Source organism: Tritonibacter scottomollicae (assembly GCF_003003215.1).
GTDB lineage: Bacteria > Pseudomonadota > Alphaproteobacteria > Rhodobacterales > Rhodobacteraceae > Epibacterium > Epibacterium scottomollicae.
Genome location: NZ_PVUF01000001.1, coordinates 191,603 through 215,765, shown reverse-complemented (window position 1 = coordinate 215,765; position 24,163 = coordinate 191,603). Strand labels below are relative to the sequence as shown.

At 62.7% G+C, this 24,163-nt stretch carries 28 protein-coding genes and 1 pseudogene; 12 read left to right on the top strand and 17 right to left on the bottom strand.

Annotation, left to right across the window (positions count from 1 at the left end):
* Positions 1-297: 297 nt before the first annotated feature.
* The 4 genes from CLV89_RS01090 to yddG all read left to right on the top strand — a co-directional run bounded on the left by CLV89_RS01090 (position 298) and on the right by yddG (position 4,628).
* Positions 298-1,473, top strand: coding sequence for an acetyl-CoA C-acetyltransferase (locus CLV89_RS01090; RefSeq protein WP_106161673.1), 1,176 nt, complete (start codon positions 298-300; stop codon positions 1,471-1,473).
* 231 nt (positions 1,474-1,704) lie between these two features.
* Complete coding sequence (phbB, locus tag CLV89_RS01085) at positions 1,705-2,427, top strand: acetoacetyl-CoA reductase (RefSeq protein ID WP_106161671.1); 723 nt, start codon at positions 1,705-1,707, stop codon at positions 2,425-2,427.
* Between the two features lie 359 nt (positions 2,428-2,786).
* Entirely contained in the window at positions 2,787-3,725 is a 939-nt protein-coding gene (locus CLV89_RS01080; RefSeq protein WP_106161669.1) for a transcriptional regulator GcvA, read from the top strand.
* Between the two features lie 6 nt (positions 3,726-3,731).
* On the top strand, positions 3,732-4,628 hold the full coding sequence (gene yddG, locus CLV89_RS01075) for an aromatic amino acid exporter YddG (RefSeq protein ID WP_106161667.1): 897 nt from the start codon (positions 3,732-3,734) through the stop codon (positions 4,626-4,628).
* A gap of 172 nt (positions 4,629-4,800) precedes the next feature.
* Here the strand turns inward: yddG and CLV89_RS01070 are convergent, their stop codons facing one another.
* The 3 genes from CLV89_RS01070 to CLV89_RS01060 form a co-directional block, all read right to left on the bottom strand.
* Positions 4,801-4,968, bottom strand: coding sequence for a YdcH family protein (locus CLV89_RS01070; protein ID WP_106161665.1), 168 nt, complete (start codon positions 4,966-4,968; stop codon positions 4,801-4,803).
* Positions 4,969-5,202: 234 nt separating this feature from the next.
* Positions 5,203-6,003, bottom strand: a complete 801-nt coding sequence (locus tag CLV89_RS01065) for a tRNA1(Val) (adenine(37)-N6)-methyltransferase (protein ID WP_106161663.1) — start codon at positions 6,001-6,003, stop codon at positions 5,203-5,205.
* Positions 5,975-6,196, bottom strand: coding sequence for a putative signal transducing protein (locus tag CLV89_RS01060; protein ID WP_106161661.1), 222 nt, complete (start codon positions 6,194-6,196; stop codon positions 5,975-5,977). The genes CLV89_RS01065 and CLV89_RS01060 overlap by 29 nt, the downstream gene beginning before the upstream one ends.
* Before the next feature lie 56 nt (positions 6,197-6,252).
* On the opposite strand from CLV89_RS01060, the gene CLV89_RS01055 reads away from it, so the two are divergent.
* Entirely contained in the window at positions 6,253-7,251 is a 999-nt protein-coding gene (locus CLV89_RS01055) for a polyprenyl synthetase family protein (RefSeq protein ID WP_106161659.1), read from the top strand.
* 61 nt (positions 7,252-7,312) lie between these two features.
* Here the strand turns inward: CLV89_RS01055 and CLV89_RS01050 are convergent, their stop codons facing one another.
* From CLV89_RS01050 to soxR, 4 genes are all read right to left on the bottom strand, one after another.
* On the bottom strand, positions 7,313-8,137 hold the full coding sequence (locus CLV89_RS01050) for a 4-(cytidine 5'-diphospho)-2-C-methyl-D-erythritol kinase (protein ID WP_106161658.1): 825 nt from the start codon (positions 8,135-8,137) through the stop codon (positions 7,313-7,315).
* Complete coding sequence (locus CLV89_RS01045) at positions 8,124-9,842, bottom strand: tetratricopeptide repeat protein (RefSeq protein ID WP_106161656.1); 1,719 nt, start codon at positions 9,840-9,842, stop codon at positions 8,124-8,126. The genes CLV89_RS01050 and CLV89_RS01045 overlap by 14 nt, the downstream gene beginning before the upstream one ends.
* Before the next feature lie 124 nt (positions 9,843-9,966).
* Entirely contained in the window at positions 9,967-11,616 is a 1,650-nt protein-coding gene (locus CLV89_RS01040) for an electron transfer flavoprotein-ubiquinone oxidoreductase (protein ID WP_106161654.1), read from the bottom strand.
* 235 nt (positions 11,617-11,851) lie between these two features.
* Entirely contained in the window at positions 11,852-12,307 is a 456-nt protein-coding gene (gene soxR, locus CLV89_RS01035) for a redox-sensitive transcriptional activator SoxR (protein WP_106161652.1), read from the bottom strand.
* A gap of 155 nt (positions 12,308-12,462) precedes the next feature.
* Between soxR and CLV89_RS01030 the strand changes: the two are divergent.
* The 5 genes and pseudogenes from CLV89_RS01030 to CLV89_RS01015 all read left to right on the top strand — a co-directional run bounded on the left by CLV89_RS01030 (position 12,463) and on the right by CLV89_RS01015 (position 15,256).
* Positions 12,463-12,844, top strand: a pseudogene (locus CLV89_RS01030) (VOC family protein).
* Entirely contained in the window at positions 12,822-12,977 is a 156-nt protein-coding gene (locus CLV89_RS22535; RefSeq protein ID WP_165798071.1) for a hypothetical protein, read from the top strand. The pseudogene CLV89_RS01030 and the gene CLV89_RS22535 overlap by 23 nt, the downstream one beginning before the upstream one ends.
* A 179-nt stretch (positions 12,978-13,156) precedes the next feature.
* Entirely contained in the window at positions 13,157-13,627 is a 471-nt protein-coding gene (gene greA / locus CLV89_RS01025) for a transcription elongation factor GreA (RefSeq protein WP_106161650.1), read from the top strand.
* Between the two features lie 40 nt (positions 13,628-13,667).
* Positions 13,668-14,699, top strand: coding sequence for a hypothetical protein (locus tag CLV89_RS01020; protein ID WP_106161648.1), 1,032 nt, complete (start codon positions 13,668-13,670; stop codon positions 14,697-14,699).
* A 41-nt stretch (positions 14,700-14,740) separates the two neighbouring features.
* A complete protein-coding gene (locus CLV89_RS01015) occupies positions 14,741-15,256 on the top strand; it encodes a GNAT family N-acetyltransferase (RefSeq protein ID WP_106161646.1) in 516 nt (171 codons plus the stop codon).
* A gap of 259 nt (positions 15,257-15,515) precedes the next feature.
* On the opposite strand, the gene CLV89_RS01010 is transcribed toward CLV89_RS01015, so the two are convergent.
* From CLV89_RS01010 to CLV89_RS00985, 6 genes are all read right to left on the bottom strand, one after another.
* On the bottom strand, positions 15,516-16,775 hold the full coding sequence (locus CLV89_RS01010) for a molybdopterin-binding protein (RefSeq protein WP_106161644.1): 1,260 nt from the start codon (positions 16,773-16,775) through the stop codon (positions 15,516-15,518).
* Entirely contained in the window at positions 16,772-17,572 is an 801-nt protein-coding gene (locus CLV89_RS01005; protein WP_207796864.1) for a molybdopterin guanine dinucleotide synthesis, read from the bottom strand. The genes CLV89_RS01010 and CLV89_RS01005 overlap by 4 nt, the downstream gene beginning before the upstream one ends.
* 20 nt (positions 17,573-17,592) lie before the next feature.
* Positions 17,593-18,084, bottom strand: coding sequence for a molybdopterin-guanine dinucleotide biosynthesis protein B (mobB, locus tag CLV89_RS01000; protein ID WP_106161640.1), 492 nt, complete (start codon positions 18,082-18,084; stop codon positions 17,593-17,595).
* Positions 18,084-18,737: a molybdenum cofactor guanylyltransferase MobA gene (mobA, locus tag CLV89_RS00995; RefSeq protein WP_106161638.1), complete on the bottom strand. Its 654-nt coding sequence runs from the start codon at positions 18,735-18,737 to the stop codon at positions 18,084-18,086. The genes mobB and mobA overlap by 1 nt, the downstream gene beginning before the upstream one ends.
* Entirely contained in the window at positions 18,734-19,303 is a 570-nt protein-coding gene (locus tag CLV89_RS00990; protein WP_106161636.1) for a YcxB family protein, read from the bottom strand. The genes mobA and CLV89_RS00990 overlap by 4 nt, the downstream gene beginning before the upstream one ends.
* A gap of 105 nt (positions 19,304-19,408) precedes the next feature.
* Positions 19,409-20,320, bottom strand: a complete 912-nt coding sequence (locus tag CLV89_RS00985) for a formate dehydrogenase accessory sulfurtransferase FdhD (RefSeq protein WP_207796863.1) — start codon at positions 20,318-20,320, stop codon at positions 19,409-19,411.
* Between the two features lie 25 nt (positions 20,321-20,345).
* Between CLV89_RS00985 and CLV89_RS00980 the strand changes: the two genes are divergently transcribed.
* Together CLV89_RS00980 and CLV89_RS00975 are read left to right on the top strand one after the other, a co-directional pair.
* Positions 20,346-21,077 (top strand): AzlC family ABC transporter permease, encoded by a 732-nt coding sequence (locus CLV89_RS00980; RefSeq protein ID WP_106161633.1) that lies wholly within the window; start codon positions 20,346-20,348, stop codon positions 21,075-21,077.
* Entirely contained in the window at positions 21,074-21,418 is a 345-nt protein-coding gene (locus CLV89_RS00975; protein WP_106161631.1) for an AzlD domain-containing protein, read from the top strand. Before CLV89_RS00980 ends, CLV89_RS00975 begins: the two co-directional genes overlap by 4 nt.
* A 155-nt stretch (positions 21,419-21,573) precedes the next feature.
* Here the strand turns inward: CLV89_RS00975 and CLV89_RS00970 are convergent, their stop codons facing one another.
* From CLV89_RS00970 to CLV89_RS00955, 4 genes are all read right to left on the bottom strand, one after another.
* On the bottom strand, positions 21,574-22,197 hold the full coding sequence (locus CLV89_RS00970) for a hypothetical protein (protein WP_106161629.1): 624 nt from the start codon (positions 22,195-22,197) through the stop codon (positions 21,574-21,576).
* 29 nt (positions 22,198-22,226) lie between these two features.
* Complete coding sequence (locus CLV89_RS00965; RefSeq protein ID WP_106161627.1) at positions 22,227-22,361, bottom strand: aa3-type cytochrome c oxidase subunit IV; 135 nt, start codon at positions 22,359-22,361, stop codon at positions 22,227-22,229.
* A 250-nt stretch (positions 22,362-22,611) separates the two neighbouring features.
* Positions 22,612-23,073 carry a DUF6173 family protein gene (locus CLV89_RS00960; RefSeq protein ID WP_106161626.1) on the bottom strand — a complete coding sequence of 154 codons (462 nt, stop codon included), beginning with the start codon at positions 23,071-23,073 and terminating at the stop codon, positions 22,612-22,614.
* Positions 23,074-23,117: 44 nt separating this feature from the next.
* Positions 23,118-24,161 carry an MBL fold metallo-hydrolase gene (locus CLV89_RS00955; RefSeq protein WP_106161623.1) on the bottom strand — a complete coding sequence of 348 codons (1,044 nt, stop codon included), beginning with the start codon at positions 24,159-24,161 and terminating at the stop codon, positions 23,118-23,120.
* Between the last annotated feature and the right edge of the window lie 2 nt (positions 24,162-24,163).

Sequence of the window (24,163 nt, the reverse complement as noted above, 5' to 3'; positions counted from 1 at the left end):
TGCCCTGAACGCGTCAGACCCATTCTGTTTTTCAGGATGGGTCTAAGGCGTCCCTGATCTGCACCCTATGCGACCAGCTGTCTGTGCCGTCTGGGGGCGGTGTCTGCACCATCACAGCCCATGCCGTGCAACGCCGCCTTTTTGCGCGGGTGTTACGCAGCCGCACTCGGAACAGTTGCTGCAAGTGCACGGTTGGGCTATTCCATGGCGGAAGGGAGGAGACGTCGCACAAGCCGGGTGACGCTTAAGCACCCCACCGCGTCGGCGTTTCCGCAGAACATGCAGAGGACTGACCGAATGACCAACGTAGTAATCGCATCCGCCGCGCGCACCGCCGTCGGCAGCTTTGGCGGCGCGTTCGCCAACACGCCCGCCCACGATCTGGGCGCCGCCGTGCTGGAGGCCGTGGTGGCCCGCGCCGGCATCGACAAATCCGAGGTCTCGGAAACCATCCTCGGCCAGGTGCTGACTGCCGCCCAAGGGCAGAACCCTGCCCGCCAGGCCCATATCAACGCTGGCCTGCCGCAGGAAAGCGCCGCCTGGAGCATCAACCAGGTCTGCGGCTCCGGCCTGCGCGCCGTCGCACTCGGGGCCCAGCACATCCAGCTTGGTGATGCGTCAATCGTCGCCGCAGGTGGTCAGGAAAACATGACCCTCAGCCCCCATGCCGCCAACCTGCGCGCCGGTCACAAGATGGGCGACATGCAGTATATCGACACGATGATCCGCGACGGCTTGTGGGATGCGTTCAACGGCTACCACATGGGCCAGACCGCCGAGAACGTCGCCGCAAAATGGCAGATCTCCCGCGATATGCAGGATGAATTCGCCGTGGCCTCGCAGAACAAAGCCGAAGCGGCGCAGAAGGCCGGCAAATTCGCCGATGAGATCGCCGCCTTTGTCGTCAAGCACCGCAAGGGCGACATCACCGTGGATCAGGACGAATACATCCGCCACGGCGCCACCATGGCCGCAATGCAGAAACTGCGCCCCGCCTTCACCAAGGACGGCTCGGTGACCGCAGCCAATGCCTCCGGCCTCAACGACGGTGCCGCCGCCACCCTGCTGATGAGCGCTGATGAGGCCGAAAAGCGTGGCATCGAGCCGCTGGCCCGTATCGCTTCTTATGCCACCGCCGGCCTGGACCCGTCGATCATGGGTGTGGGGCCGATCTACGCCTCCCGCAAGGCGCTGGATAAAGCCGGCTGGTCCGTGGATGATCTGGATCTGGTCGAGGCCAACGAGGCCTTCGCGGCGCAGGCCTGTGCGGTCAACAAGGACATGGGCTGGAACCCCGAGATCGTCAATGTGAACGGCGGCGCCATCGCCATCGGCCACCCGATCGGCGCATCCGGGTGTCGCGTACTGAACACGCTGCTGTTCGAGATGAAGCGCCGCGGCGCCAAGAAGGGTCTTGCCACGCTCTGCATCGGTGGCGGCATGGGCGTCGCTATGTGTGTGGAACGGCCCTGAACCCGGGACAACGCAGATTAAGTGACTAGAATATCAGCAAGACTTGGGGCGCTTTCGGGCGCCCTTTTCTTTTTCGTTCTCACGTTACAATCTCCGGTTTAGTGTTACCTCATCGGCCAGCGTGCGGCATCAGGATGATGCAGCATGTTGGTGGTGAAATTTTATTGCCGCGCAATCACCTCGCGTGCAATAAGATTACAAGTGAAGTAAAGAAGTTGGAGGAACTCTCATATGGCTCGTATTGCCCTTGTTACCGGCGGATCACGCGGTATCGGCGCCGCAATTTCCAAAGCGCTCAAGGCACAGGGCTGCAATGTTGCCGCGACCTATGCCGGCAATGACGCAGCGGCTGCGCAGTTCACCGAAGAAACCGGAATCAAGACCTACAAGTGGAACGTGGCCAGCTATGAGGAGAGTAAGGCCGGGATTCAGCAGGTCGAGGCCGATCTTGGCCCCATCGATATCGTGGTCGCCAACGCAGGCATCACCCGCGACGCACCGTTTCACAAGATGCAGCCCGAGCAATGGCAGCAGGTGATCGACACCAACCTGACCGGGGTATTCAACACCGTACATCCCGTTTGGCCGGGGATGCGAGAGCGCGGCTTTGGCCGGGTGATCGTGATCTCATCCATCAACGGTCAGAAGGGCCAGTTCGCACAGGTGAACTATGCCGCAACCAAGGCCGGGGACCTCGGCATCGTGAAATCGCTGGCACAGGAAGGTGCGGCCAAGGGCATCACCGCCAATGCAGTCTGCCCGGGCTATATCGCCACCGAAATGGTGATGGCGGTGCCGGAAAAGGTGCGCGACGCGATCATCGGCCAGATCCCCACCGGGCGTCTGGGTGAGCCCGAAGAAATCGCCCGCTGCGTGGGTTTCCTCGCCTCGGACGAGGCATCGTTCATCAACGGCTCCACCATCTCGGCGAACGGCGGTCAGTTCTTCTCCTGACGACGGGTTTTGACGAAACTAAGTACAACAAGGGCCGGCTCACCTCGAGCCGGCCCTTATCTCATCCCGTAAGTGCCTGCGTTGAGCTCGCGCGCGCTCAGGCCCAGCGGGAAACCCGGATGCCCGGGGCCGAAGTCCGGCGGCGAGCAAAGATCCATGAGATCGCGTCACGCAGGACCTGCGCACGCGCTTCGTGAGCCCGGGCCATGCCCTGTTTCACTTCGGTTGTTGCAGCATATTCAATCATCCTGGCCACCTTTCGGTTTAGCGTCTCTGTTGTGACACCAATATGCGCATTTGCATCATTGACGACAAACGAGAGTTTTGAGACCTTCAGTTAAACTATTCTTGAGTGATACATGTCCAGCAACCTGCCCCCACTCACCGCTTTGCGCGCCTTTGATGCTGCGGCGCGACATATGTCCTTTGCCAAGGCGGCGGACGAATTGAATGTCACACCGGCCGCCCTGTCGTTTCAGATCAAGTCGCTGGAAGAGCACTTGGGGGCGCCCTTGTTTCGCCGCCTGAATCGCGCGGTGGAGCTGACGGAGGCCGGAACCGCGTTGGCGCCGGGCGCGGATGAGGGGTTTCGGGCGTTGGGCGCAGCCTGGCAGCAGGCCCGGCGTGTGCTGGACACCACCTCGCTCACGGTGACGGCGGGGCCTGCGTTGACGGCAAAATGGCTGGCACCGCGGCTCTATGAATTTGCCCGAAGCCATCCGGAGATCGACCTGCGCCTGTCAGCCGGCCTGCGGAGGGTCGATCTGCGGCGTGACAGTGTCGATGTCGCAATTCGATTCGGCTATGGCGATGACGAGGGACTGGTCTCGCAGGAGGCCCGCGCCGAATGGCTGACGCCGGTGATGACGCCAGAGCTTTTTGCGCAATACCCCACCCCGGACAGCCTGCGCAACGCGCCGCTGATTTACGATGACAGCATCAGTTTTCTCACCCCGCCCTGCGATTGGCCGACGTGGTTCCGCGCCGTTGGATGGGAGTTCACCCCCGGCCCCGGCACGCATTTTTCCAACGCCGATCATGCCATTGATGCGGCCTGCGCCGGTCTGGGCGTGGCGCTGGGACGACGCCCGATGATCATCAAGGACGTACAAGAAGGTCGCCTCGTGGCGCCCTTCAAGGTCGCCATCGAAACCGATGCGCGTTTCCGTTTCCTGTGTTTGCCAAGCACCAAGGACCGCCCACAGATCAAAGCCTTTCGCGAATGGTTCTTTGCAGAAATTGAGAAAACTGCGCATATGTGGGACGATTTCGACATCATCCCCGCCAAGGATCTCTGACTTAAAATGTCCCGCACTCGCGCCACCGCCATCGGCTTTGTCGCCGTCCTGCTCTGGGCGCTTCTGGCGCTGTTGACTGTGGGGTCCAGCCCGACGCCACCGCTGCTGCTGAACACGATCTGTTTCACCATTGGCGGTGTTATCGGGTTGATCTGGGTGCAAGTGACCGGCAGCTGGGCGCAGCTGCGCCGGGTGCCACTGCGGGTCTATGCCTTTGGCTCCATCGGGGTGTTCGGGTACCACGCGCTCTACTTCTCTGCCCTGCGCGCGGCACCGGCTGCGGAGGCCGGTCTGATCGCCTATCTCTGGCCGCTGCTGATCGTGCTGTTTTCCGGCCTCCTTCCGGGTGAGCGGTTGCGCCTGGGGCATTCTGTCGGCGCGCTATTGGGGTTTGCCGGGGCGGCCTGCATCATCACGGGCGGCGGCGTCGGCTTTCAAGCGCAACACCTGCCAGGCTACGGCCTCGCCTTGCTTTGTGCGGTGTTTTGGTCGAGCTATTCTGTCGGCTCTCGCTTGCTGGGCAGCGCCCCGACCGCATCTGTCGCGGTGTTCTGCCTTCTGAGCGCGATCGCCTCCGGACTGCTGCACCTGCTGCTGGAAGACACCGTATGGCCCATTGGCGCGCTTGGCTGGACCTCTGCTTTGTTGCTCGGCCTCGGCCCCGTCGGCCTAGCGTTTTATGTCTGGGACATCGGGGTCAAGCAGGGGGACATTCAAATGTTGGGGACCAGCTCCTACGCGGCGCCTCTTTTGTCGACCTTGATTCTGGTCGCTGCAGGGATCGCGCCCCCCTCATGGGGGTTGGCACTGGCAACAGCGCTGATCACCGGCGGTGCATTGCTGGCCGCACGCGCATCGGGCACCGCGCGCGTGAAGCCACCGATAAATCGCACATTGCGGTAGGCCGGCAGCAGTTTCCAACTTTTGAAATAAATAAAGGCCCTGCGGATTGCAGGGCCTTGGCTGTCTCGGGGTCAGATTTTGCCCCTGGATCGCGTTAAACCACGGAGGGCTTACGGGACTTGGCGCCGGGGACGGTGCTGGACGTGCAGTCGCCCCCGCGCCGCTTTTGCCATCAGGCGTGATGGAGGCGTTCGATCTCATCCTTCAGGCGCAGCTTTTCCTTTTTAAGGGATTTGATGTGCATTCGGTCGGTGGCCGGGGATTTCTCTGCTCGTTCTACTTCAAAGCTCAGATGCTCGTGCTTCTTCTTCAGTTGGTTGAGATGCGAGCTGAGGCTCATGTCATTCCTCCTTCTACAAAGCTTGAGTAATCTACATGGGGATTGGAGCATGCTTCTTTCAACCTGTCACGCTGCAGGCGCACAATTCGGCATGGTTCTTTTGGACAATTTGTAACTTTTGGCTAGTTCCCGCCTATACCGGCGGGCGATTAGGCAGGTCCTGTCCGAATTCTCACATGCCGACCACAACACCAGCGCAAATTGTCACGACCACCTTGTTCCACGGCCACCGTATCAGCTGCCGGGCCAAGGCAGCTCCGCTGCGGAGCGTAGAATCGCGCGCACCGGCGCACTGTAGTCCTCGCCGTCCCGTTCATGCGCCGCACCCTCATGCAGGATCAGCGGGGGATGGAGGCAGAAGTCACCTCGTCCGCCCTTGCGGGCCCGCAGGATCACCAACTCAGCCGCGCGCCCGACACGCGGGGCCAAGGGCAAGACCTCGAGGGAGCCAAGCCGCCCGCGCGCGGCCGCGATCATGTCGGGCAGGCGATCTGCCCGCTGAATCATATGCAGGTACCCTCGGGGGGCCAGCCGCCGCGCCGCCGTCTCGAACCAGAGATCCAGCGGGGTGCCTTCGCCAAGTGCCGTGCGCCGACCTGCATCCTGGGCAGGGCTATGAGCCCCGGCGCGATAATAGGGCGGATTGGCAATCACATGGTCAAAGCTCTGCTGGCGCAGCTCTGCCGGAAGCGCAGTCAGATCGGCGGTCCAGATGCGGGCTGACGCCGCGTTGGCGGCGGCATTTCGACGCGCAAGATCCGCATAAGGCGCCTGCAGCTCCACCCCGCAGAGCGCCAGATCGGGCACCCGCGCGCCCAGACACAGCAGCGCCTGACCAGCGCCACAGCCAAGCTCCAGAACCCGCTGCCCTGCCCGGGCATTGACCGCGGCGGCCAGAAACACCGGGTCCACCCCCGCGCGATACCCGGATCGGGGTTGTAAAAGCGTGATTTTTCCGCCGAGAAAACCGTCCGTACTCAGCTCCGCGTCGGTAAACCCAACCGCATCAGCCACGGTCGGACACCGGCAGATCATTGTCGCGCATCACCACCTGCGCATCCTCCAAATCATCGGGATGCACCAACAGGCGGCGGGGGAAAATTCCTATGCCGCCCTCGAGCACGCTCATATTTACGTCCATTTCAAAGCAGTCTATACCCTCTCCGTCGAGAAGAGCGGAGGCAAAGGCGATGACCGTAGGGTCTGTGCTGCGCAAAAGTTCCTTCATATCATGGATCTAAGGGCAAGACCGGGGTCTTGTCGAGCCTATCAGTCGGGAATGTGATGAACCAGGTGATGACGCAGAAACCCCATGAAATGCTGGCAGCCACCCTCGCCGAGGAGCTGGACGCCGTGAACCTGCTGATCCGCGAGCGGATGGCGTCGAAACATGCGCCCCGCATCCCCGAGGTGACCGCGCATCTGGTCGAGGCCGGCGGCAAGCGTCTACGCCCGATGCTGACGTTGGCGGCGGCGCGGATGTGTGGCTATGAGGGCGATCACCATCTGAAACTGGCAGCAACGGTCGAGTTCATTCATACCGCGACGCTGCTGCATGATGATGTGGTCGACGAGAGCGCGCAGCGTCGGGGGCGGCCCACCGCCAACCTGCTGTGGGACAACAAAAGCTCGGTCCTGGTTGGGGATTACCTCTTTGCCCGCAGCTTCCAGCTGATGGTGGATACCGGATCGTTGCGGGTGCTGGATATCCTCGCCAATGCCTCGGCCACGATTGCCGAGGGCGAAGTGCTGCAGATGACGGCGGCCACCGATCTGGGCACCACCGAAGACATCTATCTGCAGGTGGTGCGTGGGAAGACGGCGGCGCTGTTCTCCGCCGCGACCGAAGTGGGCGGTGTCATCGCAGGCGCGCCCGAGCCGCAGGTGCAGGCGCTGTTCGACTATGGTGATGCGCTGGGGATCGCCTTCCAGATTGCCGATGACCTGCTGGATTATCAGGGTGATGCTGCGAAGACTGGCAAGAATGTCGGCGATGATTTCCGCGAGCGCAAGCTGACCCTTCCGGTGATCAAGGCGATCGCGCAGGCCACGGATGAGGAGCGCGCCTTCTGGGAGCGCACCATCGCCAAGGGACGCCAGCAGGACGGCGACCTGGAACACGCGCTGGAGCTGATGGCGAAATATGCCACGCTGGAGGCTACTCGCGTGGATGCCGTCGCCTGGGCCGAAAAGGCAAAGACCGCACTGACAGCCCTGCCAGAGCACCCGATCCGCACGATGCTGATTGATCTGGCCGATTACGTGGTGTCGCGGCTGCATTGATCCGAGCGGCCGATCAGCCAGACATCCCCGCGCTCTGTGCGGCAGGGGATGTCGTTGGAAATTATCCGAGCTCCGTGGCCACGCACCACCAGTCGGGATGCTCTGCGCCGATCTCATAGGCAGCGAAATGCGCGGCCTTCAGGCTTGGGTAGAGCGCGAAACAGGTCGCACCAGAGCCCGACATCCGCGCCATCAACGCATCGCGCGAGCTGCGCAAATCCCCCAGGGCCCGCTCAATCAGCGGGGCGACGATGAGGGCGGCAGGCTCCAGATCGTTGCGCTGCGCCGCCAACCATTCGGCGCAATCCTCGACACCGTCGAACAGCGGCATATCGGCGGGCATGGCGGTACTTTCACGCTTTTCCAGCGCCGAGAAGACAGCGCCTGTCGGCACCTCGACACCAGGATTGACCAACAATGCTGGCAGCTTCGGCAGGGGCACGGGGGTGATCTCCTCACCGATGCCTTGCATGCGCGCAGCACGTGCTGCCATGCACACAGGCACATCCGCGCCTAAAGACAGCGGCAAGTCTGGCGGCACAGGCACCCCCTGCTCCTGCAGCGCAGTTAGCAGCGCCGCGGCATCGGATGAGCCGCCGCCAATTCCGGCCCCATGCGGCAGGTTCTTCTCCAGATCAATCTGGCCGCGCCAACCCGCCCCTTCAGCCGCACGCCAGACCAGATTGCGCCCGTCTTCTGGCACGCCCCTGGCAAACAGTCCGGTGACAGACAGCGATAAATCCGCGCCGGAGGTCAGCCGCAACCGGTCGCCGACATTGGCAAATGCCACAAGACTGTCGAGCAGATGATACCCGTCCGCGCGGCGACCGGTCACATGCAGGGTCAGGTTGATCTTGGCCGGGGCAAAGACCTCAGCTGTCGTCATTGGCGACCTGCAGGGGCTTGGCCCCCTCTTCGGCCAGCACCACGTCCAGACCGACATCCAGCTTGCGCCGGATGCGCTCTGGATCGGCCTCGGCATCCGCGTCATCGGGGTCGACGAAGGACAGCGCGCGCTTCCACTGAAACTCTGCCTCCAGCTTGCGCCCAACGGCCCAATAGACATCGCCCAAATGGTCATTCACCACAGGGTCCACCGGCATCAGCTCCACCGCGCGCTCCAGGTGACCAACTGCCGCCTCATAGTCGCCAAGCCGGTAAAGCACCCACCCGAGACTGTCGACGATGTAGCCGCTATCTGGACGTGCGGCGACGGCGCGTTCGATCATCGACAGCGCCTCGTCGAGATTCTCCTGCCGCTCCACCAGCGAATAGCCGAGGTAATTGAGCACCTGCGGCTGGTCCGGGTCGATCTCCAGCGCGGCGCGGAAGTCGGCTTCTGCCGCATCCCAATTCTTGAGACGTTCGTGGCAGATGGCGCGCGCATAGAGCAGGAACCAGCGATTGTTCGCCCCCTCCGGGCTAAGCTCCAGCGCACGATCATATGCTTTGACTGCACCGGCATAATCTTCCTGCTGGCGCATCAGATCGCCGAGGTCGATATGCACCGCGATGTGCTGCGGAAAGTCGCGCACCAGCTGCTCCAGCACTTCGGCCGCGGCCTGCGGGTTGGCGGATCGGCGCAGGGCCTCGGCACGGCCCAGTTCGGCGGCGTGGAAATCGGGATGATCACGCGGCACCTGTTTGTAGGTGGCAATGGACAGCTCGTAGCGTCCCATCTGATCCAGCAGACCGGCGCTGAGCAGAATGGCGTCCACATGCGCCGGGCTAAGGGTCGCGGCCATCCGCGCATACATCAGCACGTAGTCATTGGCCGCCTCGCCCGACAGGGCCTGACCGAGGCTGAAGAAGACCTCTGCCATACCATCGCGCGGTGTTGGGGCGATGGAGAACGCTGCAGTCTCTCCGGCAGCCAATCGGTCGGCCAGATCGCTCAGCGCCGGATCGAACCCTTCGCCGAAACTCTCGACGAGCACCTCCAGCGCCTGTTCGCTGCGCCCCAGCTGCGACAGCACCTGCACGCGCGCGATCGCGGCCCGGCGAGATGACCGGCCCAGTTGGCCCTCGTTGGCAGCAAAGAGGTCTTCCGCACCCTCGTAATCGCCGACGGAGGCCAGCGCCAAGGCCTTGTGATACATGGCAAAGAAGCGCAGCCCATCTTGCTTTGCGACCGCGTCGAACTGCTCCAGCGCCTGCGAAACCGCCCCTTGGCCCATATAGGCCCATGCGTCCAGCAGCCCATCGACCAGCGGGCTGATTTCAAATTGTTCGGAATCGCGGGCCAGTAGCCCATCGTAGTCGTCCTGCAGGGCGAGATTGCCCGCCATGACGATATTGGCCACCTGGCTGCGCACGCCTGCGCCCCACATCCGCTGCGCCACCGGCAGTGCGGATTTCACATCCCCCAGCGCCAATTGTGCGTAGACGAGGTTTTCCATCAGCGTGACGTTCTGCGGATCGCGGACCAGCGCACGTGTGTAATATTTGGCCGAAGCGGCAAAGTCGCTATCGTAAGTCGCCGCCCGCCCGGCCAGATAGGACCCAGCCAGCCCGTCCGCCACGGCCATCGGGCCCGTGGTCAGAAGAAGCGCCGCTGCGCAGGTCAGGGAACGAAGATAGGATACTGGCACGAAGGGGCCTCCCCAGCATGATCACAAGAAAACTGGAGGCGAGCGTAGACCCCGGATTCTCAATGCGCAATGGGGCGACCCGCAGGCCGCCCCATCAAAACGATCATCATGGCAAATCTGCCCGTCACATATTCGGGTAGTTCGGCCCGTCGCCACCCTGTGGCGTGGTCCAGTTGATGTTCTGGCTCGGATCCTTGATGTCGCAGGTCTTGCAGTGGACACAGTTCTGGAAGTTAATCACGAACTCTGCCTTGCCCTCCTTTTCGACCACTTCATAGACACCCGCCGGGCAGTAGCGCTGCGCCGGTTCGTCGTATTTGGGCAGGTTCACGGAGATCGGCGTGTCCTTGTTGCCCAGATGCAGGTGGCAGGGCTGGCTTTCTTCGTGGTTGGTCGCCGCGAAGGACACGTTGGTCAGCCGGTCAAAGGACAACACGCCATCCGGTTTCGGGTAGTCGATGGTCTTGTGCTTCTCGGCCGGTTCCGTCGCCTCGGCATCGTTCTTGCCATGACCCAGGGTGCCAAAGAGAGACAGGCCAAAGAGGTTGTTGGTCCACATGTCGAAGCCACCCAGCGCCAGCGAGGCGGTGAGGCCCCATTTGGACCACATCGGCTTGACGTTGCGAACCATCTTCAGGTCCTTGCCGATGGGGCCGTCGCGCACGTCGTCCTCGTAGCCGGTCAGCTCGTCCGAGGCGCGGCCCGCCTGGATCGCCGCATAAGCGGACTCCGCAGCCGCCTTGCCCGAGAGCATGGCGTTGTGATTGCCCTTGATGCGCGGCACGTTGACCATGCCAGCAGCACAGCCCAACAGCGCGCCGCCCGGGAAGGTCAGCTTCGGCATCGACTGATAGCCGCCCTCGGTGATGGCGCGGGCGCCGTAGGCCACCCGCTTGCCGCCCTTCAGAAGCTCCGCCACCATCGGGTGATGTTTGAAGCGCTGGAACTCCATGTAGGGGTAGAGATGCGGGTTCTTGTAGTTGAGGTGCACCACGAAGCCCACATAGACCTGATTGTTATCAAGGTGATAGATGAAGGACCCACCGCCCGCGTTGGAATTCAGCGGCCAGCCCATGGTGTGGGTGACGGAGCCTTCCTTGTGCTTGGCGGGATCGATCTCCCAGATTTCCTTCATGCCGAGGCCGTATTTCTGCACTTCCTTGCCATCGGCCAGACCGTATTTGGCGATCACTTCCTTGGAGAGCGACCCGCGCACGCCCTCGGACAGGAAGACGTATTTGCCGTGCAGCTCCATGCCTGGCTCGGTGTTGGGGCCGTAAGAGCCGTCTTCCTCAAGGCCAAAGACCCCGGCGACCACGCCTTTGACTTCGCCCTTGTCGCCATAGACCAGCTCGGAGCAGGCCATGCCGGGGAAAATCTCGACGCCCAGCTCCTCGGCCTGTTCCGCCATCCAGCGGCAGACATTGCCCATGGAGACGATGTAGTTGCCGTGGTTGTTCATCAACGGCGGCATCGGCGCGTTGGGGATGCGGATCTGGCCCGCTTCGCCCAGCATGTAGAAATTGTCGTCCTTGACGGCGACATTCAGCGGCGCGCCCTTTTCCTTCCAGTCGGGCATCAGCGCGTCCAGACCGCAGGGGTCCAGAACCGCGCCGGACAGGATATGCGCGCCGACCTCGGATCCCTTCTCCAGCACCACGACGTCCAGATCGGCGTCGAGTTGCTTTAGACGGATCGCGGCCGACAGACCGGCGGGACCGGCCCCGACGATCACAACGTCGTATTCCATTGCTTCGCGTTCAATCTCGGCCATTCGAGGTGCTCCTTGGCTATCGTACGGACCCGCGCGTCTGGTCCTTGGCTGGTGGGCGCATGCGGCATGCGCTGGCGGTTGGGCGCAACATTCTTGCGCGGTTGCTTAGCGGTTGCAGCATGGAGAGGTCAATCCATACCCTACGTAGGATCCCTGAAAGACCCGGAAATGCGACATAGGGCGCGCCGGATTTCGTCACCCGAAGCGCAAATAACGGCGTTAATCGACAGGAGTGTCAAGTTTCGGGCCGATCCCCCATCAGATAACGCGGTCCCTGCCCGTTTTTTGCGGCTTTATCCTCCGCATTGTAGAGCGCGCAGGTGGGCAGCGACAGGCAACCGCAGCCGATGCAACCATCCAGATCATCCCGCAGTTTCTCAAGGGTTGCGATTCGCGCGTCCAGATGGGTGCGGAACCCGGCCGACAGACGCGACCAGTCGTCCTTGGTCGGGGTGCGCTTGTTGGGCAGGCTCTGCAGCTGCTCGCGGATCTCCGGCAGGGTGAAGCCGAATTTCTGTGCGATCATGATGAAGCTCAGCCGCCTTATGTCGGCGCGGTGGAACCGGCGCTGGCCGCCGGCATTGCGCCAGGGTTCCAGCAGGCCCTGCGCCTCGTAGTAGCGGATCGCCGAGACCGCGAGGCCGGTGCGCTCCGCCAGATATCCGATCGACAGTCCATGTGATGCGGGCATATGTGCCTCCTGTCTTGTCGCGTCGTGTCGCCCTCGCCGCGCAGCGAAACCCGAGCGGAAAAAATTGTGCGTCGGTCAAAAAAATATCTTGAGCTAAAGTTAGGTTTAGAAATTACCAAGGTCACAGGCAAGCAAAATCGAAAGGAACCACAGCCATGACCGCAACGCTCGAACACGCGAATCTCTGTGTGAGTGATCCGCACAAGACCGCCGCATGGATGGAGAAAATCTTCGGATGGCATATCCGCTGGCAGGGCCCGGCACTGAACGGCGGCTACACCGTGCATGTGGGATCAAAGTCCAGCTACCTCGCGCTTTACTCCCCCGCCGAAGAGCTGACGCCCCCCCCCAAGACCCTATTCCACCAAGGGCGCATTGAACCATCTGGCCGTGATCGTCGATGATCTTGATGCCGCAGAGGTCGCCGTAAAGGAGGCTGGATATGCGCCCATGAACCATGGCGACTACGAACCGGGACGGCGGTTCTACTTTCACGACGAGGAGGGGGTGGAATATGAGCTCGTTCAATATGATTGATCTGCTGTTTCTGGCCGCCCAGGGTCCACGCGGGCTACGTGATTTCGGCCCCGGTCGACGCCATCGTACACATCACCCGCGTCAGCCCAGCCTGTCCGCCCCGCTGCCCTTGCGCGCGGCATGGCTGCGTTAAACACCCGCAACAGCCAGCAAAACCCTGCACAAGGATTGCAGCCCCCCTTGCAATTGCGTCCGCGATTGGGTCAGGTATTTGCCAACACGACGGTTCGCCCCGCTGCTCCTTGCGGCGGGGCGGCGGCGTTCATAAGACATGAAACAATAAAAGAACGAACCACGAAAGCGGACAAGACCATGGAAAAGATCCCGATGACGCCTGCGGGCTTTCAGGCCCTCGAAACGGAGCTGAAAACCCTCAAGAGCGTGGAACGCCCCGCTATCATCCAAGCCATTGCCGAAGCTCGTGAACTTGGGGATCTGTCGGAAAACGCCGAATATCACTCCGCGCGCGAAAAGCAGTCCTTCATCGAGGGCCGCATCAAGGAACTTGAAGGCGTGCTGTCGCTCGCCGATGTCATCAACCCGGCCAAGCTGTCCGGCGCGATCAAATTCGGCGCAAGCGTCACCTTGGTCGATGAAGATACCGACGAGGAAAAGACCTGGCAGATCGTCGGCGAGCATGAAGCCAACATCGAGGCCGGCCTGCTGAACGTGAAGTCCCCCATCGCGCGCGCCTTGATCGGCAAGGAAGAAGGCGACAGTGTGGATGTGCGCACGCCCGGCGGAGTGCGGTCCTACGAAATCCTCAAGATCGACTACGCCTGAGACAACGCCAGGCATTCCAAAGCAACAGAGCGGGCAGACAATGACCAGCGACGTCAGTCAAAAGGACCAGCCGGCCGCCAACGGGCAGTCCGGTTTGGCATTGCCGGAACTGGAAAGCAGCCCGCGCATGTCGCTGGGTCTGGCCGAAGTTGTTGCGATGGCGCTTGGCGTATTGTGGCTGCTGGTGGTCGGGGCCGTCTACCTCATGGCCCCGGAGATGGCTCTCGCGACCGAGTGGAATGCGCCACTGGTGCGCATTCTGGCGGTGATGTTGCCGGTGCTGATGCTGCTGGTGGCCGCCATTGCCCTGCGCTCTGCCCGGAGCATGCGTGAGGAGACCGAGCGTCTGCACGGGGCGATCTCAAGTCTGCGCCACATGTATCTGGCACACACGCAGGCCGCGGCGGTCGTGACAGAACCCTCGGTCACCAAAAAGCTGGACGAGATCGCAGAAACTGCACGCAAGACGGAAACGGTGCTGGCCACCTTTCAGTCCACCCGTGGCGCGCCGACGCGCCTGGCCATCCCGTCAAAGGCGATGGAGGCCGTGACGGAACAGGGCTCGCTCGAATTGGGCACCTCGGCCGAAGACCTGTCGCCGCCGCTCTCGAATGAGCACTTTGTGCGCGCCCTCAACTTCCCGGAATCGGCGGAGGATGAAGAAGGGTTTGTGTCGCTGCGTCTGGCGCTGAAGGACCGGAATACCGCACAGGTAATCCGCGCGGCCCAGGACGTGCTGACGCTGCTGAGCCAGGAGGGCATCTATATGGATGACCTGCGCCCGGATCGGGCCCGTCCCGATATCTGGCGCCAGTTCGCCAATGGCGCCCGTGGTCGCGCGGTCGCCGCCCTTGGAGGCGTGCGTGACCGCTCCTCGCTGGCGCTTTCGTCGGCGCGGATGAAGCAGGATCCACTGTTTCGTGACAGTGCCCATCACTTCCTGCGCTGCTTCGACCAGATGTTCACCCGCTTCGAGGCCGAGGCCACGGATGCGGAAATTTCTGCACTGAGCGACACCCGCACCGCCCGCGCCTTCATGCTGCTGGGCCGGGTGGCGGGCACCTTCGACTGAACCGGGCCGTGGCTGGGGGTTTCCCTTCAGAGGCATGCGCCGTGACGGAGCCCAGCCTGCGCCGGGCCAAGGCATCGGATGCCTCCAGCCTCGCGGCCCTGTCGCTCGAGGTCTGGATCGGCACCTACCTGCGTCAGGGCATCTCGGCCCATTTTGCCGACCATGTGCTGGCGGACTTCACAGCTGCACGCATGCTGGACCGGATCAAGGACGAGCGCCAGACGCTGATCGTGTCGCAGAACCGGGAGGGCATCGACGGCTACATCCGTCTTTTGCGGGACAGTCCTGATCCGGTGGCGGGAGATCACCAGACCGAGGTCGCCACGCTCTACGTCCAGCCGCGCCACCACGGCAGAGGTCTTGGCCGTGCGTTGCTTCACGCCGGTGTGGAGGCTGCACGAGAGGACGGCGCTTCCTCCCTTTGGCTGAGCACCAACTCCGAGAACACCCCGGCGATCGCCTTTTATCTGGCGCAAGGGTTCAGCCGGATCGGGATAAGTGATTTCCGCATCGACGATCAAGCCTATCAGAACGACGTGTTTGCCCGCGGCTTGTGACCCCACCGTGGAGGGCACTCGGACCCCGGATAGGGGGGAGGGCTCCCGCCCGTCGGACCTGCATTGAAAATGCCGTCCCTCCCGTTGGGCCGCGCGCCCTTCGGGCGCGTGAAACACCTCAGGACAGGTGATCGATAACCTCGCCTGTCTCACCACCCGCAGCGCGCCTGCAAGGCGCGCTGCCGGGCCCAAACGGGGGTGGTGGCATCTGTGATGCCGCCGCGCTCGGCGGGAGCCTCCCCGCCCCAGCGGCCAAGCCTCAGCCCATGCCAAAGCTTGCGTAAGGGATGAACCGCACCGGGTCACCCGGAGCAATCTCTGCCGCACCGTCGGGCAATTCCACCAGCCCCTCGGCCCAGCTGAGGCCTGAAATGCGGCCGGAGCCCTCGGACTTGAACACCTCTGCCTGCCCGTCCCGCATCCGCGCCCGCAGATACTCACGCCGCCCCGGCTTCTTGCGCTTGGCAAATCCGGCAGGCACGTCAAAGCCCTGCGGCGCAGCCCAGCCCGCACCTGCCATCAGCCCCATCGCCGGGCGAGCAAAGACCAGCGTGCAGACCAGTGCGGCCACCGGGTTGCCCGGCAGGCCGAAGACCGGCGTGCCATCCCACATGCCAAGTGCCAGCGGACGGCCCGGCTTGAGCGCGATACGCCATTCCTGCATCGCGCCTGCATCCCGCAACAGGGCCGAAACATGATCCTCATCCCCCGCCGAGGCACCGCCACTGGTCAGGATGACATCCGCTCGCAACGCCGCATCATCCAGCGCCGAGCGCAGGGCCTCGCGGTCATCGGCGATGCGGCCCATGTCGACGGCCTCAAACCCGAACTGCCGCATCAGTGCCAGCAGCATCGGTCGGTTGGCGTCATAGATCTGACCCAGCCCCGCCTGCTGCCCCGGCTCGACCAGCTCATCTCCGGTGGACACCACGGCCACACACAAGGGTTTGCGCACCAAAAGCTGTGACAGCCCGGTGGCCGAGGCCAGCGCCAGATCCGCCGGCGTCACCACCCGGCCCATGGGTAGGATCACATCGCCCGCCGTCACGTCTTCGCCGGCCTTGCGCGTATTGGCGCCCCGTTTGAGCGGCCCGTTGAAGGCGATCTGCTCCCCATCCGTGCGCACATCTTCCTCGAGGATCACGGTATCGACCCCCTCGGGCAAGGCCGCGCCGGTCAAGATACGGATCGCCTGGCCCTCTGGCACCACACCGTCGAACGGCCCCCCCGCCGCCGCGCGTCCCGCGATCAACGGCAGCATATGTGCGCCTTCGTCTCGCTCACCGGCAAACCCGTAGCCATCCACCGCCGTATTCGGCTGCGGCGGGTTGGAGCGCAGCGCCACCGCGTCTTCTGCCAGCACCCGCCCCAGCGCCTCGGCCAAGGCCACGCGCTCTGCCCCGGTCACCGGACCCAGCCGGTCGCGCAACAACGCCAGCGCGTCATCGACCGGCGTCCAATCCACCCCCTGCGGCAGGGCGAAGCAGTCGTTGCTGAGAGGGGGCGGGGTTAGGGTCATCGGTCAGGCTCCACGCCGAGAATCCAGCCCTCTTCCAATGCGATAGGGGCGGTCACGGTCAACATCTGCCTCAGGTCTGCCACAGGGCGGGAGGCGAGGTCCAGTGCGACGCGGTGCACTTGCCAGGCATCCTTGATCCAGCCCTCCGGTGCCGGTCCTGCCACCAGTGTCGGCCAGATCTCCAACAGCGCCACCGGTGCGTCCAGTGGCTCGAACGGCCAGGCCGCCATATGGGGCGCAAACCGCGCGCGGAGGCGATGCAGCACCGGCAGCCCCATCATCACCTGCCCGCCGACGGAGCCCGCACCGGACATCTGCCAGCAGGTAAAACTGCCCTTGGCGCGATGCTCCACCTGCCGGCGATCAGGAAAAGGGTTATGATAGAAGGTCTTGCGACGCGGCAACCCGGTTATGTCGCGCTTCAGCCCGTTCCCCCAGAATGGCCCGTTGCCACCCCAGCGTTCATTCAGCATGCCTGCAATATCAAAGCGATTGTTGCCGGTTGGCGCATCCTCGACACGCTCTGCAAACCAGCGCCACAGGGCGAGCGGCTCCGGTCTGCCGGTCAACTCCTCCGCAAAGCCCGCTGGATACCCGAAGGGAAAATCAAACCCCAGCGCCAGCCTGCGCCCGGCGGTCAGCTCACCCTCAGTCAGCGTCGCCAGCCAGTCCTCGGCCCGGGCGCGATTGCGCAGATAGATCGGATCCTCTGCTACGCCCTGCCGCACCACACAGGCCCAGATCGCATCCTTGCGCGGGCGGGCGCCGGTGTCATTGCCGCCGGACCAATCCACCATGGCAAAGGTGTCAAAGGGAGTCAGAGGCCCAGCTCCACAGCGATGAAGTCGGCAACCCCCTTGGTGTCGTCCAGATCAAACACTGGGCGATCCAGCGTCAGCGGCGTGTCGGAGGCCACCGCGCGGATGGTCGGATCATCCGGCGCAATCAGCGGCTTTCCAGCCTCGGTGCGATGCGCCTCGATCTTCGGGTGGGGCTCGCGCTTGAAGCCTTCGATCAGGATCAGATCGACCGGGCGCATGCGGGCCAGCAACTCGGTCAGCGACGGCTCAGCCGCGCCGCGCAGCTCCTGCATGATGGCAACGCGGTTCGGCGAGGCCAGCACCACCTCCGCCGCGCCTGCCGTGCGATGGCGAAAGCTGTCGGTGCCAGGCTGGTCTACATCCGTGGCGTGATGGGCGTGTTTGAGGGTGGAAACCGTCAGGCCGCGCGCCGTGAACTCCGCCACCAACCGCTCCATCAAGCCGGTCTTGCCGTTGTTCTTCCAGCCGGTGACACCGTAGAGTTTCATCACAACCGCGCCCCTGTCTGCGCCAGATTTTCGGCCTGAGCCAGATCCTCGGGCGTGTTGACGTTGAAGAAGGGATCGAACGGCTCCGCCTCGAACAACGCCTCGCGGCCATTGTGCTGATCGGTCCACAAAACCACCTTGCGCAGGCCGCCCTGCAGCGCCGCACGCAGATCATCACGCAAGGCCACCGGCCAGAGGCCAAAGGTGGGGTGACGGTTCACGCGGCCCTTGCCACCGGACTTCAACACCTCCGCGCCGCTCTTGGGGGTGGTGGCAAGCACCAGCGGATGCGCCTGCCCGTCTGAGGCCGCAACCAGCCGCGCCACCAGATCGGTGGGAAAGAACGGCGTGTCGGCTGCAGCTGTGACAATCGCATCCGCGCCCTCCTCCGCCGCCCAATCGAGGCCAGCAAGCACCCCCGCCAAGGGTCCGGCAAAACCGTCGATACTGTCGGCAATCACCGGCAGGCCAAGACCCTCGAACCGTGCCGCATCGCCATTGGCGTTCAGCGCCAGCCCCGCAACCTGCGGCGCCAGCCGATCAATCACATGACTGAGCAGACTCCGGCCTCCAAGGGACAAAAGCCCCTTGTCACCACCGCCCATCCGGGTAGCGAGGCCGCCTGCAAGGATCACTCCGAGTGGCTGGGTCATGCTGTACCCTCCTGTTTTCGCCATACGGCGATATCCTTCAGAAGCATTGCGCGCTGGTCAGTAGAAAGAGTGCCCGTTGGTATGACAATCACACTCGGCCCAAGGAAACAGAAGAGATAGCTTTGGTCCTCAAGCACCCGGTCCACAGCGCTCCAGTCAAAGCGAGACAGCCCCAATTGCGACGCCAGCTCAAGCCCATTAGCCGAGAGATCAAACCGCTGCAAAGTACGCAAAATCGGCGTACTCAGGAATTGCTCTGCCATGTCACGCCGTCTCAGAATTTTGACGCTGTATAGAACTGCTATAGCCAAAACAGTCCCGAGAAAAGGTTCCCAAACCCCTTGCTGGTGAGGCGATGCGCCCCCAAGTCTTAATACGATAAATGCTAAGACAATTCCCCCTGTGCAGACCATCCCCCCAAGCAACAATGAAACGACATAACTCAACCAATAAGTAGAGGTTTTGGGACCAAAGCGTCGGCATTTTTGCATCGCACGGGCCAATACCTTCGGGTCCAGCGGGCCGATGACTTCAATCGTATGGGGCAAAATATCTTTCTCTTTCATCAATCATGTTTTTCAAATTCGCTCGCAGCACTGCGCCCAGAGCGGCACCGCCGCGACGCGCGCCGAAGGGCCTCGATGGCCCTGAGGCGCGCTGCCCCCGCGCGGTCAATCCGCGCTCTTGCGGCGGTGTTTTTTGTCTTCCTCCGGCATGGCGCTTGGGTCCACGTCGCGCAGCAGACGCTCTTCGCCCGCCAGACAGACAAACCGCTGTCCGCGCATCCGGCCGATCAGCGTCAATCCAACCTGCCGCGCGATCTCCACGCCCCAGGCGGTGAAGCCTGAGCGCGAGGCCAGCACCGGAATGCCCATCATCGCGGTCTTGATCACCATCTCCGAGGTTAGCCGCCCGGTGGTATAGAGGATCTTGTCCGCCGCCTCGACGCGCTCGGAGAGCATCCAGCCGGCGATCTTGTCCACCGCGTTGTGGCGGCCCACGTCCTCCATATAAACCAGCGGACGATCCTGATGGCACAGCACCGTGCCATGAATGGCCCCCGCCTCGAGATAGAGCGAGGGCGTACGGTTGATCTCATGCGCCAGCGCATAAAGCCAGGAGGTCTTGACCGGGGTCGCGGGCAGGCTCACGTTCTCAAGTCCCGCCATCATGTCACCAAAGACCGTGCCCACGGCGCAGCCCGAGGTGCGGGTCTTCTTCTGCAGCTTTTCCTCATGCGAGGTTTCGATCTCGGTGCGCACAACCACTGTTTCGACTTCTTCGTCGTAATCGACGCGGGTCACCACATCGTCAGGCAACAGCATGCCCTGATTTTTCAGGAACCCAAGCGCCAGATACTCCGGGTAGTCACCGATCGTCATTGCGGTGACGATTTCCTGACGATTGAGGTAGATCGTGAGCGGGCGCTCCTCGACCACCGCGATCTCGGTTTGCTGTCCCAGATGATCGGTACCGGTCACCGCACGGGTCAGCCGCGGGTTGCCGGGGGCGGGGGCGATCAGGTACCCAGACTTTTTTTGCAGCTTTGACAATTGCCAAGTTCCTCCAACCCTCGTAGCCATGTGTCACGTAACCTAAGGCCCGGCCATGACAATCTCCACCGTGAAATCCGCCTTCTGGAAGGGCATGCGCGACAGCGCGCCCTTTGTTCTGGTCTCCGGGCCTTTTGGACTGCTGTTTGGCGTCCTTGCCGCCGAGGCAGGCCTGAACGTGCTTGAGGCCACGTCTTTCTCGTTGGCGGTGTTTGCCGGATCGGCGCAGTTTACCGCATTGCAACTGATGCAGGAACAGACGCCGACCCTGATCGTGCTGGTCTCTGCACTCGCGGTCAATCTTCGGGTGGCAATGTATTCGGCCTCGCTGACGCCATATCTGGGTGGCGCTCCACTGTGGCAACGCGCTTGTGCGGCCTATCTGACGGTGGATCAGGCCTATGCGCTGTCGATGATCGAATTCGAGCGTCGCGCGGATTGGGGCGTATCCGAGCGCATGGCCTATTTCTTCGGCACCAACGGGCTGGTGGCCCCTGCCTGGATGGCGGCCACCATCACCGGCGCGCTGGTTGGCGCGTCGATCCCCGACAGCCTGGGACTGGATTTTGTCCTGCCGATCGCCTTCCTTGCGATGATCGGCCCGATGCTGCGCACGCCAGCTCATGTAGTGGCCTGTTTCACCGCCTGCGCGGTTTCACTTCCGGCAGCCCTGATGCCCTACAATCTGGGCCTGATCATCGCAGGGCTGGCAGGCATGATGGCGGGTGCGCAGGCCGAGCTGTGGTTTGAGCGTCGCACGGCACGCACGGAGGAGGCCGAAGGATGAACGGCACAGAGATGACATTTGACCGCAGCACACTCTGGATCGTGATCGTCGGGCTGGCGATTGGTTCTTACGCGCTGCGATTTGCCTTCATCGGCTTGGTGGGCAACAAGGCGATGCCGGACTGGCTGATGCGCCACCTGCGCTATACAGCCGTTGCAATCATTCCCGCGCTGGTAGCGCCGCTGGTGGTCTGGCCTGCGCCCACGGGTGGCGAACCGAGCCTTATCCACTTTGCCGCTGCGGCCCTGACCTTTGCAGTCGCCGTGTTTTCCAAGAACGTGCTGCTCGCCATGATCACCGGTGCCTGCAGCCTCTGGTCGCTGATGTATCTGTTTGGCTAAACGGTTGGGCCAACCTCTGCGGTCACGCCAATTTCAGTGACTGGCATTCAAATCAGCGCGCGGCCAATAGAAAAGGGCGCTGTTGCCAGCGCCCGGATCACAAAATCAGGTCTCTCAGATCAACGCCAACCCTGAGACCCGTGAGGTCAGATGCGTCACGAGTCCGCTTCGGCATTCAAAGTGACATTCCCCGCCGCAAGGCCGGATTGCAGATCATCACTGTCATCTTCGTAGTATTTGTCCGTCACCACGCCGGGCACCTGTGCAAATTGTTCCTGCAGCTTGACCGGATAATAGGTCACGTCGATGCCCTCGAAACCCGGAATTTGTCGCAGAATGGAAGAGGTTGCATTGGCACAGAAGGCCCCCGGCACCCGCCCGTTGGTGGTGACCAACTGATAGGCCGTCTGGGCCTGCGCCGGTGTCAGCTCGACAGTCTGTGTAACAACATGGAAGGTCGAGCGCGCGTGGGCGCTGCGGTAGGCCCGAAAGACACTCGGCGAGATACCGTAGAGCACGTCCTGACGCTCCGGCACCACATCGGCATAAAACGATCCGGCCGGATCAAAGATCACCCGCTCGGAGGCATTGACCATAAGCGCCGTATGCCCGCCCTGCCCGGTCCGGTTGTTGACCACCGTGACCAGCGACATCGACGGGTTGCCCGCGTCACGATAAGCGACGCGCGCAATTGTGTCCGGGTCGGCATCCGGGCGCTGAGGTGCCGCGCACCCCGCGAGAGCTGCGCAGAGCGCAAGAATCAGGATCGGCGTCCGCATGCAGCTAGGCTCCGGTGCTATGGATCGGGTCAGGTGGCGAAAACTGCCAGGAACAGGGCGAAGACCACCAAAGCGATGGTAACGCGGGTCACAAAGGTCATGAAACCCGCATAGGTTTTTTCCTGAACGCTATAGTCCATGCTGCCGTGCTTGTGTTCAGCCATTTCTCGAGATCCTGTTCGCATCTGTTCACTTGAAGCTGGTGATACTGGATTTCCAAACCGCTGTCACCACCCCTATCGCGCCACAGACGCAATGGGGCTGCAACGGGCCATAGGTACGACAAGGCTTTGCAAATTCTCGTTCAGGTGCCGCTCATCCGCCCGCAACGGACCCTGCCCCGTCGCGCGATGCGCAACAAAGCAGAGCCGTTTGAGCATGCCTTGTCTCGTGGCACCTCATTGGGAACGGTTGTCAGGCCGCATCTTCCAGTTCTGCCACCAGACGGAAGCCAATGCGTTTGGCTGGCTCTTCCGGTTTGGGTTTGGGCATTGCCCGCAAGATCACGTTAAGCTGGCTCACATGCTGCACCAACTGCGTTTTGGCCCCCCGCGAATCGCTGCCGTAGAAAGTCACGATATCCGGGTCGAAATACCCCATGCCTTCGATCCGCAGCACGCCGGCATCACCGCCGGCAAAGCCCATGGCGACCTCGTGTTCGCCATCCAGCGTCTTTTCGAAGTTCTGGATATAAAGGATCATGCGTTCATAGGCCCAACGCGCCGGGCTCTTCTGCTCCGGAGACGGCACCTTCTGCATAGGTGCGGGGACATCCTTCAGCGCTTCGGGCGCATCCGGATCGGTGTGAACCTCGCGATGGCAGGGCAGCGCCGCCGCTTCTGCCACTTCGGCGCTGGTTGAAATCTTGTCATCCATTGGAAAATCCCCGGGTCGTCAAAGTTTCAACCAAGGTGGCAGGCTTAACGCCGTTGGTAAACCCAAGCCTCATCATCGCGCCGTGTGCGCGAGACCTGGCCGGTGCGGTAGAGGTGATTCACATGGGCCACCGCCTCCACCAGCGCGAGGCCGTATTCGCCGGGGCCGATCTTGCGTTTGAACAAGGGCGGGAAACACTCCGCGGCGCTTTTGGGGGTATCGAGGTGGTCGAGCAGTCGTTCCAGCGCACCATGATGGTTGTCGATGAGCTGGCGCATCCGCAGTGGCAGTCGGGTGAAGGGCAGCTTGTGACCGCCCAGCGCCAGATGGTCGGGACGCGCCAGCGCCGCCAGCCGCTCGCAGGCTTCCAGCCATTCGGCCAGAGGGTCGGCCTCGGGCTCAGTCGCATAGACGCCAATGTTGGGGCTGATGGACGACAGCACCTGATCGCCAGTCAGCACCAGATTGTCGTCCCGGCTCCAGAATGTTGCGTGCTCGGGCGCGTGGCCATTGCCCATATGCACGTCCCAGTCACGCCCACCCATGCGGAACACATCGCCCTGCTGCACCCGGGTGAAGCCCAGCGGCATCGGGTAGACCGTGTCGGAGAAGTTGAAGGGTCGTTCTGCCTTGCGCGTGGCGTAGGTGTCCGGGTCCATGCCGGCGCTGCGGTAATAGGCCAGAGTCTCCTCGGGCCATTCCTCCTGCACATCGAGCGTCAGCATGCGCGCAAACAGCCAGGCGGTCCGGGTGGTCACCAGTTCCGCGCCATGTTCGGACTGGAACCAGCCCGCATTGCCGATGTGGTCGGGGTGATGATGGGTCACCACCACGCGCCCTACCGGCTTGCCGCCCAAGGGACCGGCCATCAGCTGTTCCCAAATGCGGCGGGTCGTTTTTGACGACATGCCGGTGTCCACCACGGTCCAATGATCGCCCTCATCCAGCGCATAGACATTGACGTGGTCGAGCTTCATCGGCAGCGGCAGCCGCATCCACAGCACACCTTCGGCAACCTCGATGGCCTCTCCTTTGGCGGGCGGTTCTTGCCAGGGCGTGCGCGGGGCGACTTCGGGAACAGAGGCCATAT

Coding starts and splice junctions, on each gene's coding strand:
- mobB (WP_106161640.1), bottom strand. CDS start 18,084: ATGAAACTCTACGGTGTCACCGGCTGGAAGAACAACGGCAAGACCGGC.
- CLV89_RS00965 (WP_106161627.1), bottom strand. CDS start 22,361: ATGGCTGAACACAAGCACGGCAGCATGGACTATAGCGTTCAGGAAAAA.
- CLV89_RS01005 (WP_207796864.1), bottom strand. CDS start 17,572: ATGGTGGATTGGTCCGGCGGCAATGACACCGGCGCCCGCCCGCGCAAG.
- CLV89_RS01070 (WP_106161665.1), bottom strand. CDS start 4,968: ATGAGCCTCAGCTCGCATCTCAACCAACTGAAGAAGAAGCACGAGCAT.
- CLV89_RS01050 (WP_106161658.1), bottom strand. CDS start 8,137: ATGACGACAGCTGAGGTCTTTGCCCCGGCCAAGATCAACCTGACCCTG.
- CLV89_RS01060 (WP_106161661.1), bottom strand. CDS start 6,196: ATGAAGGAACTTTTGCGCAGCACAGACCCTACGGTCATCGCCTTTGCC.
- CLV89_RS01020 (WP_106161648.1), top strand. CDS start 13,668: ATGACCAGCGACGTCAGTCAAAAGGACCAGCCGGCCGCCAACGGGCAG.
- CLV89_RS00980 (WP_106161633.1), top strand. CDS start 20,346: ATGACAATCTCCACCGTGAAATCCGCCTTCTGGAAGGGCATGCGCGAC.
- CLV89_RS01065 (WP_106161663.1), bottom strand. CDS start 6,003: ATGATCTGCCGGTGTCCGACCGTGGCTGATGCGGTTGGGTTTACCGAC.
- yddG (WP_106161667.1), top strand. CDS start 3,732: ATGTCCCGCACTCGCGCCACCGCCATCGGCTTTGTCGCCGTCCTGCTC.
- soxR (WP_106161652.1), bottom strand. CDS start 12,307: ATGCCCGCATCACATGGACTGTCGATCGGATATCTGGCGGAGCGCACC.
- CLV89_RS00975 (WP_106161631.1), top strand. CDS start 21,074: ATGAACGGCACAGAGATGACATTTGACCGCAGCACACTCTGGATCGTG.
- CLV89_RS01040 (WP_106161654.1), bottom strand. CDS start 11,616: ATGGCCGAGATTGAACGCGAAGCAATGGAATACGACGTTGTGATCGTC.
- CLV89_RS00970 (WP_106161629.1), bottom strand. CDS start 22,197: ATGCGGACGCCGATCCTGATTCTTGCGCTCTGCGCAGCTCTCGCGGGG.
- CLV89_RS22535 (WP_165798071.1), top strand. CDS start 12,822: ATGAGCTCGTTCAATATGATTGATCTGCTGTTTCTGGCCGCCCAGGGT.
- CLV89_RS00985 (WP_207796863.1), bottom strand. CDS start 20,320: ATGGCTACGAGGGTTGGAGGAACTTGGCAATTGTCAAAGCTGCAAAAA.
- mobA (WP_106161638.1), bottom strand. CDS start 18,737: ATGACCCAGCCACTCGGAGTGATCCTTGCAGGCGGCCTCGCTACCCGG.
- CLV89_RS00955 (WP_106161623.1), bottom strand. CDS start 24,161: ATGGCCTCTGTTCCCGAAGTCGCCCCGCGCACGCCCTGGCAAGAACCG.
- CLV89_RS01080 (WP_106161669.1), top strand. CDS start 2,787: ATGTCCAGCAACCTGCCCCCACTCACCGCTTTGCGCGCCTTTGATGCT.
- CLV89_RS01090 (WP_106161673.1), top strand. CDS start 298: ATGACCAACGTAGTAATCGCATCCGCCGCGCGCACCGCCGTCGGCAGC.
- CLV89_RS00990 (WP_106161636.1), bottom strand. CDS start 19,303: ATGAAAGAGAAAGATATTTTGCCCCATACGATTGAAGTCATCGGCCCG.
- CLV89_RS01055 (WP_106161659.1), top strand. CDS start 6,253: ATGAACCAGGTGATGACGCAGAAACCCCATGAAATGCTGGCAGCCACC.
- phbB (WP_106161671.1), top strand. CDS start 1,705: ATGGCTCGTATTGCCCTTGTTACCGGCGGATCACGCGGTATCGGCGCC.
- CLV89_RS01010 (WP_106161644.1), bottom strand. CDS start 16,775: ATGACCCTAACCCCGCCCCCTCTCAGCAACGACTGCTTCGCCCTGCCG.
- greA (WP_106161650.1), top strand. CDS start 13,157: ATGGAAAAGATCCCGATGACGCCTGCGGGCTTTCAGGCCCTCGAAACG.
- CLV89_RS00960 (WP_106161626.1), bottom strand. CDS start 23,073: ATGGATGACAAGATTTCAACCAGCGCCGAAGTGGCAGAAGCGGCGGCG.